The sequence below is a fragment of the Pseudomonas taeanensis MS-3 genome (assembly GCF_000498575.2).
Taxonomy (GTDB): domain Bacteria; phylum Pseudomonadota; class Gammaproteobacteria; order Pseudomonadales; family Pseudomonadaceae; genus Aquipseudomonas; species Aquipseudomonas taeanensis.
On sequence record NZ_AWSQ01000005.1, the window covers coordinates 66,864 to 83,428 of the forward strand.

General features: G+C 61.2%; 14 protein-coding genes. 10 read left to right on the forward strand and 4 right to left on the reverse strand.

What is annotated here, in order from left to right; all coding sequences use genetic code 11:
* Window positions 1–89: 89 nt before the first annotated feature.
* On the reverse strand, window positions 90–1,034 hold the full coding sequence (locus tag TMS3_RS17655; RefSeq protein WP_025166615.1) for a LysR substrate-binding domain-containing protein: 945 nt from the start codon (window positions 1,032–1,034) through the stop codon (window positions 90–92).
* 369 nt (window positions 1,035–1,403) lie between these two features.
* Between TMS3_RS17655 and hutC (TMS3_RS17660) the strand changes: the two genes are divergently transcribed.
* The gene (gene hutC / locus TMS3_RS17660; protein ID WP_025166616.1) at window positions 1,404–2,156 is read left to right on the forward strand and encodes a histidine utilization repressor; all 753 of its coding nucleotides are present in this window, start codon (window positions 1,404–1,406) and stop codon (window positions 2,154–2,156) included.
* Window positions 2,153–2,755 (forward strand): HutD/Ves family protein, encoded by a 603-nt coding sequence (locus TMS3_RS17665; RefSeq protein WP_025166617.1) that lies wholly within the window; start codon window positions 2,153–2,155, stop codon window positions 2,753–2,755. The genes hutC (TMS3_RS17660) and TMS3_RS17665 overlap by 4 nt, the downstream gene beginning before the upstream one ends.
* A gap of 139 nt (window positions 2,756–2,894) precedes the next feature.
* On the opposite strand, the gene hutC (TMS3_RS17670) is transcribed toward TMS3_RS17665, so the two are convergent.
* Window positions 2,895–3,644, reverse strand: a complete 750-nt coding sequence (gene hutC / locus TMS3_RS17670; protein ID WP_025166618.1) for a histidine utilization repressor — start codon at window positions 3,642–3,644, stop codon at window positions 2,895–2,897.
* Window positions 3,645–4,084: 440 nt separating this feature from the next.
* Here hutC (TMS3_RS17670) and TMS3_RS17675 point away from each other — a divergent pair, with 440 nt between their 5' ends.
* The 7 genes from TMS3_RS17675 (at window position 4,085) to hutG (ending at window position 13,627) form a co-directional block, all read left to right on the forward strand.
* Window positions 4,085–5,446 (forward strand): formimidoylglutamate deiminase, encoded by a 1,362-nt coding sequence (locus TMS3_RS17675; RefSeq protein WP_025166619.1) that lies wholly within the window; start codon window positions 4,085–4,087, stop codon window positions 5,444–5,446.
* A 427-nt stretch (window positions 5,447–5,873) separates the two neighbouring features.
* On the forward strand, window positions 5,874–7,592 hold the full coding sequence (hutU, locus tag TMS3_RS17680; protein WP_083491785.1) for a urocanate hydratase: 1,719 nt from the start codon (window positions 5,874–5,876) through the stop codon (window positions 7,590–7,592).
* 2 nt (window positions 7,593–7,594) lie between these two features.
* On the forward strand, window positions 7,595–9,127 hold the full coding sequence (gene hutH, locus TMS3_RS17685; protein ID WP_025166621.1) for a histidine ammonia-lyase: 1,533 nt from the start codon (window positions 7,595–7,597) through the stop codon (window positions 9,125–9,127).
* A 70-nt stretch (window positions 9,128–9,197) separates the two neighbouring features.
* A complete protein-coding gene (locus TMS3_RS17690) occupies window positions 9,198–10,538 on the forward strand; it encodes a Na+/H+ antiporter family protein (RefSeq protein ID WP_025166622.1) in 1,341 nt (446 codons plus the stop codon).
* Window positions 10,539–10,557: 19 nt separating this feature from the next.
* Window positions 10,558–11,391 (forward strand): phytanoyl-CoA dioxygenase family protein, encoded by an 834-nt coding sequence (locus TMS3_RS17695; RefSeq protein WP_025166623.1) that lies wholly within the window; start codon window positions 10,558–10,560, stop codon window positions 11,389–11,391.
* A 222-nt stretch (window positions 11,392–11,613) separates the two neighbouring features.
* A complete protein-coding gene (hutI, locus tag TMS3_RS17700) occupies window positions 11,614–12,822 on the forward strand; it encodes an imidazolonepropionase (protein WP_025166624.1) in 1,209 nt (402 codons plus the stop codon).
* A complete protein-coding gene (hutG, locus tag TMS3_RS17705; protein ID WP_029866457.1) occupies window positions 12,815–13,627 on the forward strand; it encodes an N-formylglutamate deformylase in 813 nt (270 codons plus the stop codon). The genes hutI and hutG overlap by 8 nt, the downstream gene beginning before the upstream one ends.
* Window positions 13,628–13,765: 138 nt before the next feature.
* Here hutG and TMS3_RS17710 read toward each other — a convergent pair whose 3' ends face one another.
* The gene (locus tag TMS3_RS17710; protein ID WP_025166626.1) at window positions 13,766–14,956 is read right to left on the reverse strand and encodes a type II secretion system F family protein; all 1,191 of its coding nucleotides are present in this window, start codon (window positions 14,954–14,956) and stop codon (window positions 13,766–13,768) included.
* 14 nt (window positions 14,957–14,970) lie between these two features.
* Entirely contained in the window at window positions 14,971–15,405 is a 435-nt protein-coding gene (gene gspG, locus TMS3_RS17715; RefSeq protein WP_029866458.1) for a type II secretion system major pseudopilin GspG, read from the reverse strand.
* Window positions 15,406–15,602: 197 nt separating this feature from the next.
* Between gspG and TMS3_RS17720 the strand changes: the two genes are divergently transcribed.
* Window positions 15,603–16,217 carry a lytic transglycosylase domain-containing protein gene (locus tag TMS3_RS17720; protein WP_025166628.1) on the forward strand — a complete coding sequence of 205 codons (615 nt, stop codon included), beginning with the start codon at window positions 15,603–15,605 and terminating at the stop codon, window positions 16,215–16,217.
* Window positions 16,218–16,565 lie beyond the last annotated feature (348 nt).

Consider the following 16,565-nt stretch of genomic DNA (forward strand, 5'->3'; position numbering starts at 1 on the left):
GCCTTCACTTCGGACAAATCAGGCTATGCCAGGCAGCGCCTGTCAGATAGCGTCGGATGGCTGAAAGTGAAGGATAAGCTTCAGGAGCACTATTCTCCGGCGTCTGCAAATAGTGCCAAGTTGCGCTCACTCTGCTCCCGTCCCCGCGCCACTAGCCAGCGGTGGAATTGTCGGCAGTGGTCGTGATCGAAAGCGCTCTTTGTCCAGGTGAGGAAATAGGACGCAGGCATGGGCAGGGGGCGGCTTAAGGGCATAACCAGGCGACCGGCCTCAATGTCTTGCTCAATCATCGAGTATTGGGCGAGGGCGAAGCCTTGGCCTGCGATGGCGGCCTGTATGGCTACCGCCGAGAGAGAAAAGACTCTATGGCTGTCATGCAGTTGTGAGCACTCAACAGAGTTTGCCTTGAACCAGTCGCGCCATGAGGGCGGCGAAGCGAACTTGGGTAGCCAGTCGATGGATAGCAATGGGTAGACCATTAACGAGGCAGGCGTTACTTGGGCTGGGTCACTGGGGAGCAGGGCTGGACTGCATACGGGCACGACACAGTCGCGGAACAGTTCGATGGAGTTCTCGGCATCCAGCGCACGATCACTGTAGGTAATACGGAAGTCGATCTCATAGCCACTGCTGGATGGTTCCGCATGGCTGCCGTCAAGATAGATATCGACATCCGCTTGACTCTGTTGCCAGGCAAATACCAGCGGGGCCAGCCAGCCTGACATCAGGGATGGCAGCGCACTGACTCGCAGATTGCTTCTGTTTTTCGACTGCTCGACTTCAGCCTGGGCGATTCGCAGGTTTTCGAAAGCGCTGGCACAGCTCTGATGGTAACGCTGGCCCGCACTGGTCAAGCGTATGCGTTTGCCGTCCCGGGCGGTCAAGCTTATGCCCAGCGCATCTTCCAGGATTTTCATCTGCTGGCTCACCGCTCCGGCCGAAACACCCAGGCGTTTGGCTGCTTCTGAAATGCCACCACAGCGGCCAACGGTGTCAAAAACTTGCAGTGCGCGAAGTGGAGGGAGATTGTCCATTGCAGGTTCCACGAACAGAGATAATGAGTATGTAGCCACCGTAAGGTGGGCGTTCGATCTACGTCAGCAGGCTGGATTCTTGGGCACCGTGTGGGCGCGTTCAGGGGTGACAGGCATAGTATCTGGCAGATAGGGCGCCACAGATATTCGTGGTTTGGATACGTAAAAGCTGCGGTGCTCGACTATGTAAGTCGTATTGCCTCGTGCCATGTCGCTCGCAACTCCTCAATCCGGCCTTCAGGCAGGGATGCCCAAGACGCTATTAATTCATGCATACTAATGCCTTATGCATTTGTATGCTTCTGTATATACATGCGCATTTTTGTTAGTCGAAGGCAAGCTAGACACTTGGCTGCCGAGGAGAATCACATGTCTAAGCAGCTCCTGCGGTCTTCGCTGCTGGCCGATCAGCTCAGTGACATTCCTGCCCCGCTCTATGCCCAAGTGAAGCAGATGATCATTCAGCAAATTCAGAGTGGGGCGTGGCCCGTCCACCATCGAGTGCCTTCGGAAAGTGAACTGGTGGAAGAGCTGGGCTTCAGTCGCATGACCATTAACCGTGCCCTGCGCGAGCTGACCAGCGATGGTCTGCTGGTGCGCATGCAGGGGGTTGGCACCTTTGTCGCTGAGCCGAAAGGGCGTTCGGCGTTATTTGCAGTTAACAACATCGCCGACGAGATCGCCGCCCGCGGTCATCGTCATCATTGCCAGGTGATTCGTCTGGGCGAGGAACTGGCCAGTCCAGAGCGAGCTTTTGCGCTCGATCTGCGCCAGGGCCAGAAAGTCTTCCACTCACTGATCGTGCATTACGAGAATGACGTTGCGGTGCAGCTCGAGGATCGCTACGTCAATGCGCTCGTGGCACCGGACTACCTGCAGCAGGATTTCACCCAGCTCACGCCCTATGCCTACCTGTCGCGGGTCGCGCCGCTGACCGAGGGTGAGCATGTAGTCGAAGCCATACTCGCCGAAGCCGAGGAATGCCGGTTGCTGCAGATCGAACGCAACGAGCCCTGCTTGTTGATTCGTCGACGCACCTGGTCCGGGCAACAGGCGGTTTCTACTGCGCGCCTGCTGCACCCGGGCTCACGCCATCGTCTGGAGGGGCGTTTCAGTTCATGAGCGAGATTAAGGTTCTCAGGGCCGCCGATTATCCGCGCATGCCGTGGAAGAATGGCGGCGGCAGCACCCAGGAAATCGTTAAGGATGCTAGCGAAGGACTCGATGGCTTCGGTTGGCGTCTGTCCATTGCCGACATTGCCGAGTCCGGTGGTTTTTCTGAGTTCAACGGCTATCAGCGCCTCATCACGGTACTGGAAGGCGCAGGGATGCAGCTGGAAGTCGACGGGGTTATCTCGCGGCCGCTGCTGTCGTCGGATGCCTTCGCGTTTTCCGGTGGCAGTCGTGTCGACTGCCGGTTGCTGGATGGCGCCATTCGCGACTTCAACCTGATTTATGCGCCGGATCGCTATGCCGCACGCTTGCAGTGGCTGGCACTCGATACGCCCACGCACTTCTATAGCTCCGCTGCCCTAGTGCTGCTGTTCAGTACTGCCGGTAGCCTGCGCGTGAGTCTTGAAGGTGAAGCTTGCCCTGTGCTCGGGCAATATGACTGTCTGGTGCTGGACGCTGAGGCGGATTTACGTGAGTGGCGCCTGGACGCGTCAGTTGGCGGTCGTTGCTGCGTGATTGAGTTACATCGGCTCACGCCTAGTGCCTGAACACGCAGGCCAGTAGGGTGCGGTTGTTGTGTGGCGCAACAATCCCTGACTCGTTGAGTTTGACCCGATTAGCGGCCTCTAGGAGGGGCACTCCAGGAGCTCTCTATTTCCCAGCGTGCTGTGGATGCTTGATCCGGGTTTACCCTGAGCGATTGTTGCCGCTGGTCGATACACGGCTGCCCAGGCGGTAGCGTGAAGAGGGGTGCAGGAAACGCACGAAGGTGACCCCTTGGTTTTGCGACCAGGTGCGGCGAATCAGCACCAGGCAGGGCTCATATTCACTGATGTGCAGTTGCTGGCGCTCCTCCGGGGTTGGCAGTACTGCGTCGACTATGTGTTCGATATCGTCGGCGGCGATAGTGTTCAACAAGTATTGCGACGGTTGTAAGTCGTTACCGAACTGCTGCTGGAGGAACTCGGGCACCAGTTGCGCGTTGACGTAGCGGTCTTCCAATTGCACGGGTACGCCGTCCTCAGAATGAACGCAGACCAGATGATGGACCGAACTGCCAGTTTTCAGTTCGAGGGCGGCCGCCACGGCAAGAGAGGCGCTTTCGCGCGTCAGCTGCAGAATTTGGCAGGAGTAGCGGTGTCCGCGCGCCTGAATTTCGTCCGCGATGTTGGCGATCATCAGCAAGTTGGACTGAGGCTTGCGATTGGCGACGAAGGTGCCGACTCCGGACAGGCGAACCAGTTCGCCCTCGTCGGTCAGCTCGCGCAGAGCGCGGTTGACCGTCATCCGCGACATGTTCAGCTCGAGGGACAGCTTCTGTTCCGAGGGGATGAGGGCGCCGGGCTTCCATTCTCCAGAACGTACTTTCGTCATGACAAAGGATTTCGCCTGACGATAGCGTGCTTGCGGCGGTTGCGGCAGTCTGTCCTTGGGCATATTTCAATCCCCTAGCGGGTTGCTAACACGTTGGCCAGTGCCGAAAGGAACAGGGCGTTGTCTTCGCGGCTGCCTATGTTCACACGCAGGAAGCGGGTATAGCCAGGCTCACGCCAGGGTTTGACGATCACTCGCTGCTGCCAGCAGCGCAGTATTCAGTTCTTTCGCTTCGTGCGGCGTCTCGAAGAACAGAAAGTTGCCAGCTGAGGGAAGCGGCGTCAGTCCGAATGCCTAAATGGCGGTGTGTATGCGCTCGCGTTTCTGACCAACGATACTCATCGTCAGTGGGGAGCCAAGTAGGGCGAGTCATGCCTGTCAGCTGCTCTGGAGGTGACTTTTGGGCCTGTGAATTTCCTCACTTACTCGGCATGACCGTTTACAGTCGATGCTAAGGTCTGTATATGTATATACAAATAAAGTCAGCACCTAGGATAACCCCTATGCCCGCATTCTTCGCCTCTTCCGCACTGCTCGCCGAGGGCTGGGCTCGGAACGTGCGTCTAGATATCTCCGCCTCCGGCAACCTGGAAAAGATCACGGTTGACGGCTCGCCTGAAGGGGCCACACGCCTCGCCGGTCCGGTGTTGCCGGGCATGCCGAACCTGCACTCGCATGCGTTTCAGCGCGCGATGGCCGGTCTGACCGAGTTGGCTGGGAATCCCAACGACAGCTTCTGGACCTGGCGCGACGTGATGTACCGGTTGGTCGAGCGCCTGGACCCCGAGCAAATCGAAGTCGTCGCCCGTCAGCTGTATATCGAGATGCTCAAGTGCGGCTACACCAGCGTCGCCGAGTTCCATTATGTGCACCATGACAGCAACGGTCAGGCCTACGCCGAGCCGGCAGAACTGGCGCTGCGCATCAGCCGCGCGGCGCGGGATGCGGGCATCGGTTTGACCCTGCTGCCCGTGCTCTATTCCCACTCGGGGTTCGGCGGCCAAGCGCCCAATCATGGGCAACGTCGCTTTATCAACAGCACCGACAGCTACCTGAACCTGATCGAGCGCCTGCGTCCGCTGCTGGCGCAACAGCCCGCCCAGCAAGTGGGGCTGTGCTTCCACTCACTGCGCGCGGTGACGCCAGAGCAAATCAGCGCCGTATTGGCCGCCGACAGCAGCGACTGTCCGATTCATATCCATATTGCCGAACAGCAGAAGGAAGTCAGTGACTGCCTGACCTGGAGCGGCCGCCGGCCATTGCAATGGTTGTTCGAGCATGTACCGGTGGATCAGCGCTGGTGCCTGGTCCATGCGACCCATGCGGATGCGGGCGAGATCCGTAGCATGGCCAGCAGTGGCTCGGTGGCTGGCCTGTGCATTACCACGGAAGCCAACCTGGGCGACGGGATCTTTCCCGCCGTGGACTACATCGCTCAAGGCGGGCGCCTGGGCATAGGCTCGGACAGCCATATCTCGGTGAACGTGGCTGAAGAGCTGCGCTGGCTCGAGTATGGTCAGCGTCTGCGCGACCAGAAGCGCAACCGCTTTTACCGCAGCGACCAGCCGATGATTGGTCGCAGCCTGTTCGATGCCGCGGTGGCCGGCGGCGCCCAGGCATTGGGGCAGCCAGTGGGTGCGCTTGAGGTGGGCAAGCGCGCCGACCTGCTGGTGCTCGATGGCAATGATCCATACATCGCCACGGCCGAGGGCGATGGCATTCTCAATCGCTGGTTGTTTGCTGGCGGTGATCGGCAAATCCGCGATGTGTTCGTCGCCGGGCAGCAGGTAATCCGCGGCGGTCGCCACGCCGCCGAGGAACAAACCCAGCTGGCCTTTGCTCATGTGCTACGAAAGATGGTCTGAGACAACAAGCCTAATAGGTTAGGGCAGTCCGCGCGCCCTTGGCGCGCGGTTGACTGTCTGGCTGTGGTATCCCGCATCTCGTGTGGCTATGGAAGTGGCCATGATCAAATTCCGCGCGGTGTGACCTTTGCCGCAAGCACCCCTGCCAATCGTCGCTGTGCATGTCGAGCCGCCGAAGGCTGCTGAGGCGTTGGTGGGTATCGCCGTCACCGGCGTCTGACAAGCCGATGCCTGCCCACGTCGCAGGTCTGCGGGTATCTCCTGATCCATCTAGCTAATCAGCGCGAATCGCGCCGTAGGCGGCTGTTTGCGTGTCTGCGATGGGTGGCGTTTAGTGATCTTGCGCGGGCTTAAAAATAGCTTGATATAGGTTGTATATACATGCTTATATTCAGCCTGTGTCTTGGCGTGGCAAATCTGCAGAGCCATGCAAGCAGCAAAATTTTCTGGAGGATTTCTTGTGAGTAATTCAAGCCGTTTCCGTGATGTCGAAATCCGCGCCCCACGCGGTACCCAGCTGAATGCCAAGAGCTGGCAGACCGAAGCGCCGCTGCGCATGTTGATGAATAACCTCGACCCGGAAGTCGCCGAGAACCCCAAGGAATTGGTGGTGTATGGCGGTATCGGTCGCGCCGCGCGCAACTGGGAGTGCTACGACCAGATCGTCGAGAGCCTCAAGCAACTGAACGACGACGAGACCCTGCTGGTGCAATCCGGCAAGCCGGTCGGCGTGTTCAAGACCCACAGTAATGCCCCGCGCGTGCTGATCGCCAATTCCAACCTGGTGCCGCATTGGGCGAACTGGGAGCACTTCAACGAACTGGATGCCAAGGGCCTGGCCATGTACGGCCAGATGACCGCCGGCAGCTGGATTTACATCGGCAGCCAGGGCATCGTCCAGGGCACCTACGAAACCTTCGTCGAAGCCGGCCGCCAGCACTACAACGGCAGCCTGCAAGGCAAGTGGGTTCTGACTGCAGGCCTGGGTGGCATGGGTGGCGCGCAGCCGCTGGCCGCGACCCTGGCCGGTGCCTGCTCGCTGAATATCGAATGCCAGCAAAGCCGCATCGACTTCCGTCTGAACAGCCGTTACGTCGACGAGCAAGCCAGCGACCTGGACGACGCTCTGGCACGTATCGCCAAGTACTGCGCCGAAGGCAAGGCCATCTCCATCGCCCTGTTGGGCAATGCCGCCGAAATTCTCCCGGAACTGGTCAAGCGCGGTGTGCGCCCAGACATGGTCACCGACCAGACCAGCGCCCACGACCCGCTCAATGGCTACCTGCCGATCGGCTGGAGCTGGGAGCAGTATCGCCAGCGTGCGCAGAGTGAGCCGGCTGCGGTGGTCAAGGCGGCCAAGCAGTCGATGGCCGTGCACGTGCAGGCCATGCTGGACTTCCAGCAGCAAGGCGTACCAACTTTCGACTACGGCAACAACATCCGCCAGATGGCCAAGGAGGAGGGCGTCAGCAATGCCTTCGACTTCCCCGGCTTCGTTCCGGCTTATATCCGTCCGCTGTTCTGCCGCGGTATCGGTCCGTTCCGCTGGGCCGCGCTGTCCGGCGACCCGCAGGACATCTACAAGACCGATGCCAAGGTCAAAGAACTGATTCCCGATGACGCGCACCTGCACAACTGGCTGGATATGGCGCGCGAGCGCATCGCCTTCCAGGGGCTGCCGGCACGTATCTGCTGGGTCGGCCTGGGCCAGCGCGCCAAGCTCGGCCTGGCGTTCAACGAAATGGTCCGCAGTGGCGAGCTGTCCGCGCCGGTGGTGATCGGTCGCGATCACCTGGACTCCGGTTCGGTCGCCAGCCCCAACCGCGAAACCGAAGCCATGCAAGACGGCTCCGATGCCGTGTCCGACTGGCCACTGCTCAACGCCCTGCTGAATACCGCCAGCGGCGCCACCTGGGTCTCGCTGCACCACGGCGGCGGCGTCGGCATGGGCTTCTCCCAGCACTCCGGGGTCGTCATCGTCTGCGACGGCAGCGATGAAGCCGCCGAACGCATCGCTCGTGTGCTGCACAACGATCCGGCCACCGGGGTGATGCGTCACGCCGATGCCGGTTACCAAATTGCCATCGATTGCGCTAAGGAGCAGGGCCTCAACCTGCCGATGATTACCGCGGTTAAAGGAGCCTGAACATGAACACTCTGAATCTTCTGCCCGGTCAGCTGACCCTGGCCCAATTGCGTCAAATCCACCAGGCACCCGTCAGCCTAACCCTGGATAACAGTGCCTCTGCAGGCATCGAGGCCAGCGTGGCCTGCGTCGAGCAGATCCTCGCCGAGAACCGCACCGCCTACGGCATCAACACCGGTTTCGGTTTGCTGGCTTCGACCCGCATCGCCAGCGAAGACCTGGAAAACCTGCAGCGTTCGCTGGTGCTGTCGCACGCCGCCGGCGTTGGCCAACCGCTGGATGATGACCTGGTGCGCCTGATCATGGTGCTCAAGGTCAACAGCCTGAGCCGTGGCTTCTCCGGTATTCGTCGGCTGGTCATCGACGCGCTGATCGCCATGATCAATGCCGAGGTTTATCCGCATATCCCGCTCAAGGGCTCGGTCGGCGCCTCCGGCGACCTGGCACCTTTGGCGCACATGTCGCTGGTGCTGCTGGGTGAGGGCAAGGCCCGCTATCAGGGTGAATGGCTGCCGGCCACCGAGGCGCTGGCCAAGGCTGGCCTCGAGCCGCTGACCCTGGCGGCCAAGGAAGGCCTGGCGCTGCTCAACGGCACCCAGGTCTCCACTGCCTACGCCCTGCGCGGCTTGTTCCAGGCCGAGGATCTGTTCGGCGCGGCGCTGGTCACCGGCGGCCTGAGTGTGGAGGCCATGCTCGGCTCGCGCGCCCCGTTTGATCCACGCATTCACGCGGCCCGTGGCCAGCGTGGGCAGATCGATGCGGCCGCGGCCTATCGTGACCTGCTCACCCCGAGCAGCGAAATCTCGCAGTCCCACGAGTACTGCGACAAGGTGCAGGACCCGTATTCGCTGCGTTGCCAGCCGCAGGTCATGGGCGCTTGTCTGACCCAGATCCGTCAGGCTGCCGAGGTGTTGTCAGTCGAGGCCAACGCGGTGTCGGATAATCCGCTGGTGTTCGCCGCCGAGGGCGATGTGATCTCCGGTGGCAACTTCCACGCCGAGCCGGTGGCCATGGCCGCCGACAACCTGGCCCTGGCCATCGCCGAAATCGGTTCGCTGTCCGAGCGGCGCATCTCGCTGATGATGGACAAACACATGTCGCAGTTGCCGCCGTTCCTGGTGGCCAATGGCGGGGTCAACTCCGGCTTCATGATCGCCCAGGTTACCGCCGCCGCACTGGCCAGCGAGAACAAGGCACTGTCCCATCCGCACAGCGTCGACAGTCTGCCGACCTCGGCCAACCAGGAGGACCACGTGTCCATGGCCCCGGCCGCCGGCAAGCGTCTGTGGGAAATGGCCGATAACGTGCGTGGCATCCTCGCCGTGGAACTGCTGGGCGCCTGCCAGGGCCTGGACTTTCGCGAAGGTCGTAAGACTTCGGTGAAGCTGGAACAGGCCCGCGTTGCGCTACGCGAGCAGGTCAGCCACTACGAGGAAGACCGTTTCTTCGCCCCGGACATCGAGGCCGCCAGCCAGCTGATCGCTTCACGCTGCCTGAGCACTCTATTGCCTGCGCAACTGCTGCCAAGTCAATAAATGTAAGGGCGATGCACAGCGGCTGCGCTCTGCATCGCCAACCAATAAAAATAACAATAGGGAGTAATGCGTGAGCGCAATCGTATTAGCTGTTCTGGTGATGGTGACCCTGAGTTTGCTGAGGGTATCGGTAGTCTTCGCTCTGATTGTTTCGGCGGTCGTGGGCGGGCTGTATGCCGGCATGCCGATGGGCGATATCGTCTCGGCCTTTAATGGCGGTCTAGGAGGAGGAGCTCCGGTGGCGTTGGCGTATGCCACGCTGGGTGCGTTCGCCATCGCGCTGTCGCGCACGGGCCTTTCACAGCGGATGTCGCGAAGTGTGGTGAGTTACATCAGTAACGGCAATCACTCGGGCAGTCATTTAACCGTCATCAAGTGGAGCATGCTGTCGAGCTTGATATTGGCCGGCTTCGCGTCCGGCACCGTGATTCCGGTACACATTGCGTTTATCCCGATTCTGGTGCCGCCGCTGTTGCATGTGATGAACCGCCTGCAGCTGGATCGTCGCGCGGTCGCTTGCGCCATTACCTTCTCTATCACCGTGATGTATATGTGTGTGCCGGTGGGTTTCGGCAGCATCTTTCTCAACGATATCCTGATCGCCCAGATCAACAGTGCGGGTGAGGCAGCAGCCTTCAGTGTGACCGCGGGCATGGCGCCGCAAGCGATGCTGCTTCCGGTGCTGGGTATGCTGGTCGGTCTGGCCATTGCCTTGCTGGTCAGCTATCGGCGCAAGCGCGGCTACCAGGATCTGCCCATCGAAGGTTCTCATGAAGAGCAGGCCGCCAGCCTGACGTCCAGGCAACTGGGCATGATCCTGCTGGCCCTGGTGCTGGCCCTGGTGGTGCAGCTGTGGACGGGGTCCATGGTCTTTGGCGGCTTGGTCGGCTTCTCCATCATCACCATGAGTGGGGTCATCCGCTGGAGTGAGCAAGACAATGTGTTTACTCAAGGCATGCGCTTGATGGCCATGGTGGGCTTTATCATGATCGCCGCCTCGGGTTTTGCCGGGGTGATGAATGCCACCGGGGAAATTCCGACACTGGTCAGCAGTTCGGTGGAGCTGATCGGCGACAATCGCGGTCTAGCGGCGCTGGTCATGCTGCTGGTGGGGCTGCTGATTACCATGGGTATCGGCTCGTCGTTTTCCACCGTGCCGATCATTGCGGCCCTCTATGTGCCCTTGGCGCTCAGCTTCGGCTTCTCGCCACTGGCGGTGATCGCCTTGGTCGGTACTGCTGCCGCCCTCGGTGATGCTGGCTCGCCGGCCTCGGATTCAACCCTGGGCCCGACCGCCGGCCTGAATGCCGATGGCCAGCACGACCATATCTGGGACACCGTGGTACCCACCTTCCTGCATTTCAACTTGCCGCTGATTGCCTTTGGTTGGGCCGCGGCCATGGTGTTATGAGCCACAAGGAATAACCTCAATGACGCTACAAACCAGTGAGTTCAAATTAACGACTGAGCAGGTGGAAGATTTTCAGCGCGATGGAGCTATCTGCATTCGGCAGTTGTTCAGTGCCGAGGAGGTTGCCCTGCTGACGACTGGCATCGAGCAGAACCTGGCCAAGCCCAGCGAGCGCGCCAAGGTTGCCAGCAGTCCAGACGACCCTGGCTGGTTCTTTGAAGACTTCTGCAACTGGCAAGAGATTGATGCTTATCGGCGCTTTATCTTCGATAGCCGGGTTGGAGAGGTCGCCGCGCAGCTGATGCAAAGCCAAGCGGCAAGGCTCTATCACGACCACCTGCTGGTGAAGGAACCCAATACCCAACAGCGTACGCCCTGGCACCAGGATCAACCCTATTACAACGTAGAGGGCCGGCAGAACTGCAGCATGTGGATGCCGGTGGACCCGGTGTCCCGCGAGGCGACGCTGGAGTTTGTCGGCGGTTCGCACCTGGGCCCCTGGTTGATGCCGCGAACCTTCCTGGACAACCAGGCACGCTGGTTCCCGGAAGGCAGCCTGGCTGATCTGCCGGATATCGAGGCGGATCGTTCAGCCTGGAATATCCTCGGCTGGCAGCTGGAGCCCGGTGATGTAGTGTTCTTCCATATGCTCACGTTGCATGCCTCGGCGGGTGTCGGCGGCAACCGGCGGCGGAGGGCGTTCTCTGTACGCTTCCTTGGCGACGACATGCGCCATGCGCCACGTCACTGGAAAACCTCGCCGGAATTCCCTGGCCTGGTCGACGAATTACCTGAAGGCGCTACCCTGGAACACCCGCTGTTCCCGCTTCTGCATCCACTGCAGTCGGTATAAGCCACCGCCGTGCAGCGGCGACGCTCCCGGCAGTGAGCCGCCGCTGCACGACAGTGAAGACTGGATTAACCGATTGGCGGCGATTTTTCGCACGGCCAGGCGAATGTCAGAGGGTCAGATGCACATTAACAGGCCGTTGAATGACTACCTGCGCGCCGCTTTGGACTTGGCCTCGGTTGCCGGCAAGCCGGTCGTAAGCGACTCGAATATTGGAGATCTGTGATGAACAAACTCTGGCTCAATTGCCACGCCGCCACGATGGCCGGTGGGCATTACTCGATCATCGAGGATGCGGCGCTGGTGACGCGCGCCGAGCGCATCGAATGGATCGGCCCGCGCGCCGAACTGCCAGCCGGCGACTATGCCGAAACCATCGACCTCGGCGGTGCCTGGTTGACCCCGGGGCTGATCGATTGCCACACCCACCTGGTGTTCGGCGGTGATCGCAGTGGTGAATTCGAGCAGCGCCTGGAAGGCGTCAGCTATGCCGAGATTGCCAAGGCCGGTGGCGGCATTGCCAGCACGGTGCGTGCCACCCGCACGGCCAGCGAGGATGAGCTGTTCGCCAGTGCCCAGCAGCGTCTGCGCAGCCTGCTGCATGACGGCGTGACCACGGTGGAGATCAAATCCGGCTATGGCCTCGACCTGGCCAGCGAGCGCAAGATGTTGCGGGTGATCCGCCGCCTTGGCGAAAGCCTGCCGGTTACCGTGCAGGCCACCTGCCTGGCGGCCCATGCGTTGCCGCCGGAGTACGCCGAGCGCAGCGATGCGTACATCGATCTGGTGTGCAGCGAGATACTGCCGACCCTGGCGGCTGAAGGTCTGGTCGATGCGGTCGATGCCTTCTGCGAGCACCTGGCGTTCTCCCCAGCGCAGGTCGAACGCGTATTTCAGCGTGCCGGCGAGCTGGGGCTGCCGGTCAAGCTGCATGCCGAGCAGCTTTCCTCGCTGCATGGCTCCAGTCTGGCGGCGCGCTACGGCGCTCTGTCGGCCGATCACCTGGAGTTTATGGACGAGGCCGATGCCCAGGCCATGGCTGCTGCCGGCAGCGTGGCGGTGCTGTTGCCCGGCGCCTTTTACTTCCTGCGCGAGACGCAATTACCGCCGATGCAGGTGCTGCGTGAGCATGGCGTGGCCATGGCGATCGCCAGCGACCTCAACCCTGGCACTTCGCCGGCGCTGTCGGTGCGGCTGATGATGAACATGGCCTGCACCCTGTTCCGCATGACCCCGGAGGAGGCGCTGGCCGGCGTTACCCTGCACGCGGCCAAGGCACTGGGCCTGGCCGACAGCCACGGCAGCCTGGAGGTCGGCAAGGTCGCCGACTTCGTCGCCTGGGATATCGCCCGGCCGGCGGAGCTGGCCTACTGGCTCGGCGGCGAACTGCACAAGCGGGTGATCCGCCATGGCGAGGAGCAAATCGATGTCTGAGATCAACCACGCCTTTGAATTCAGCCGTGGCCGTGTGCCGCTGCTGATCAGCATGCCGCATGCCGGCCTGCGCCTGACTCCCGCGGTGGAGGCGGGGTTGGTCGAGCAGGCGCGCAGCCTGCCGGATACCGACTGGCACATCCCCAGGCTCTACGACTTCGCCGCCGAACTGGGTGCCAGCACCCTGGCCGCCGGCTACTCGCGCTTTGTGGTCGACCTTAATCGACCGGCCGACGACAAGCCTTTGTATGCCAGCGCGACCACCGGGCTGTACCCCTCGACGTTGTTCGATGGCCAGCCGCTGTTCCGGGAAGGCCTAGAGCCCTCGGGCGAGGAGCGGGCGCGTTATCTGACGGAAATCTGGACGCCTTATCACCGCACCCTGGCAGCCGAGCTGGCACGGCTGAAGCGCGAGTTCGGCTACGCCTTACTGTTCGATGCCCACTCGATTGCCTCCCGAGTGCCGCGTCTGTTCGACGGTCGCCTGCCAGACTTCAACCTGGGTACCAATGAGGGCGCCAGTTGCGACCTGCAAGTGGCGCAACGGCTGAAGCAGGTGTGCGCCGCTGCGCCGCACTACAGCCACGTGCTCAACGGGCGCTTCAAGGGCGGGCATATCACTCGTCATTACGGCAAGCCCGCAGATCATATCCACGCCATCCAGTTGGAACTGGCGCAGGCTCTGTACATGGACGAGGTAGAGCCCTACACCTACCAGACGTCCCTGGCCGATCCGACCCGCCTGGTGCTACGCCAGTTGCTGGAAGAACTACTTAATTGGGGCAAAGAGCACTACGGGCGCTGACAGCGTCTTCGTGCTCCAGGTTAAATCCTCTACGCCGTGGGCATGCATATGCCGCGGCGTTTTTTTTGCGCGGGAGTCATTCAGCAGAGCCACTGCAGAGTGGGGCTGTAGGCGTTGCTAGGACGCAAGTTGCCTGCGCTATTGAATGCTCGAGGCCAGTTCGAAGATCGGGATGTACATCAGGATGACAATCACCCCGATGATCAAACCGATGAAGACCATCAGCAGGGGCTCGAACAGCCGGACAAACCACTCGATCCAGCGGCTGGTTTCTTCATCATAAAAATCGGCGGTGCGCTCCATCATTTCGCCAAGATTTCCTGACTGCTCGCCGGCGCGCAGCATGCGCAGGGAAACCGGCGTTGCCAGTTGGTTTTCCTCCAGGGTTCTGGACAGCGCATGGCCTTCGCGGATGCGTTCGCACGCTTGGTCGAGGCGGCTGCGAGAGGCCACGTTGAGCAGACCTCGGACCATACTCATCGCCGTGAGTACGGGAATGCCACCTTGCAGCAGAATGCCCAGCGAGCGGTAGAAGCGCGCCAGCTCGTAGATGAAGATACGCCGGCGAATGGTCGGGACCTTCTCGATTAACTGGCTCAAGGCGTAGCGCACGCTGTTTTGCCGCAGGAGGAGGGCGCTGGTGATGATCGCCAACAGCATGCCGCCGAATACGCTGGCCTGGTGGGCATGCAGGAACAAGCCGGACTTCAGCAGCACTTGCGACAACCAGGGCAGGTTGGATCCGAGGCCCTCGAACACCAGGCTGAAGCGGGGCACCACGTAGCCGATCAGAAACAGCAGCACGCCGCAGCCGACCACCAACAGCAGCAGTGGATAGACCGAGGCGCTGACGATCTTCTGGCGTACCTCATCCATGCGGCTGCGGTACGCCACATAGCGGCTCAGGGCGTCGCCGACCGCGCCGGTCTTTTCACTGGACTTGACCAGGGCCACGTACAGCGCCGGGAACACCCAGGGGTATTGGCCCAGCGCCTGGGAGAGCGACTTGCCCTCATAGAGCAAGCGCACCAGACCCGCGAGAATCTTGCGCGCTTCAGGCGCGGACTCTTTTTCGGCCAGGCTTTCCAGCGCATCGATCAGGGCCAGTCCGGCATTCAGCAAGGTGGTCAGTTCCTGACTGAACAGCAGCAGCGGGAAGGCCTCGCGCGCGCGCCAGTGGCTCAGCGACCAGCGCTGTTCCGGGCGCAGGGTCAACACCCGTAGATCCTGCTCTTCCGCCAGGCGCAGGGCGTCGGCAGGTGTCTGGGCCTCGACAACCAAGGAGACCACGGCAGATGGTTTACGCACCCCTTTGACCCGATAGCGCATGGTGTTCTAGCCCGTCATTGCCAGTTGGTTATTTCTGCGTTCTCGCCGTCCCCGCCGGGCTGGCCGTCCTTGCCCAGCGACAACAGGTCGTAGTCGCCGTACTCGCCAGGTGAGCGATACACATACTCGTGGCCCCAGGGGTCCTGCGGGATGGTCTTCTGCAAGTACGGCCCCGCCCATTTCGGCTCGTCGCTGGGTGCCAGCACCAGCGCGTCAAGGCCTTGTTCGGAGGAGGGGTAACGACCGACTTCGAGACGATAGATATCGATGGCCTTGGACAGTCCCTCGATCTGCGCACGCGCAACCTTGATTTCCGAGCGGCCGAGCTGGTTGAAGTACTTGGGGGCGACGATACCGGCGAGCAAGCCAAGTACTACCAGCACCACCAACAGTTCGAGCAGGGTGAAACCTTGTTGGCCCCGCAGGGCCAAGTGACGACGCAATTGCATAGAAGCCTCCATAGCCATGGTTTGCTGTGAGCCTGTCAATGAGCGCTATGCAAGAGGCGTGCAAGGCGAGCCCGGGGTATCGCCTTGCGTGGGCTACGCACTATTCCCGGCACAGGCTTTGCGTGCTGCAGCGGCACAACCAATCAGGTGCTTGCGGCTGCACGGCTGCACTTGACCTTCGTCGAGGGGATTCGAGGATGCGACTGTCTAGCTTATGTTTGCTCGCTGTCGGCGCCGTAACGGCCGCGGTCACTGTGCAGGCCGATGTCTATAGAGGCGTAGCCGCAGACGGCAGCGTGACGCTCTCCAATGTGTATCGTGAAGGGCAGCACTATGTCCGCGTGCGCCGGGAAACAGCGGCGTCGCCACTGCCTAAAACCAAGCGCCAGGCTTTGACAAAGCCGCGGCCGTTCACCCAGTTAGTGGTGGCGGCCGCAGCCGAGAACGGGCTGCCCGAAGCCTTGTTGCATGCGGTGATCGATACCGAGTCGAACTACGATCCGACGGCGCTCTCGGCGGGTGGTGCGGCCGGCTTGATGCAGTTGATGCCGGATACTGCCCGCGAACTGGGGGTCGAGGATGTTTGGGACCCGGAAGCGAATATCCGCGGCGGCGCTCGCTATCTGAAACGTTTGATGGCCATGTTCGACAATGACCTTTCCCTGGCTCTGGCCGCCTATAACGCGGGCCCTGGAGCCGTCAGGAGTCGCGGCTGGGTCATTCCGCCGTTTGCCGAAACCCAACGCTATGTTCCCCGGGTGATCGAGCTTTACCAGCGCCTGCAAGCGGGCGAGCAAGCCACTTCACTTTGATCGGCCTGAGCCGATATCTCCCGCCCACTGCTGGGGAATATCCCCACTAGCGGGGCTATTTACCCTCTTGAACTGGCTATCTAATGGCCTGCGTGGCTAGTTCAATTAGTCCATTTCGACGTCTGAGGCCCCGATACTGCGTTGCCGCTCCTCGCCATTGCGCGCTATGACTCGTCGCGCGTCTTGTCTCGGTACCTCAATCATCCGAACTTGGGTTAACCCACTCACCGTACAGGCCACTAGCAGATGCTCACAAGGAGCGTTGGATGGCCGCAAACGCGCGAAAGGTTTGCGCCTCGTTCAGTGACAAATGCATGCGCTGGGTAGGCGGTCTGCGTGGGCCGTCAC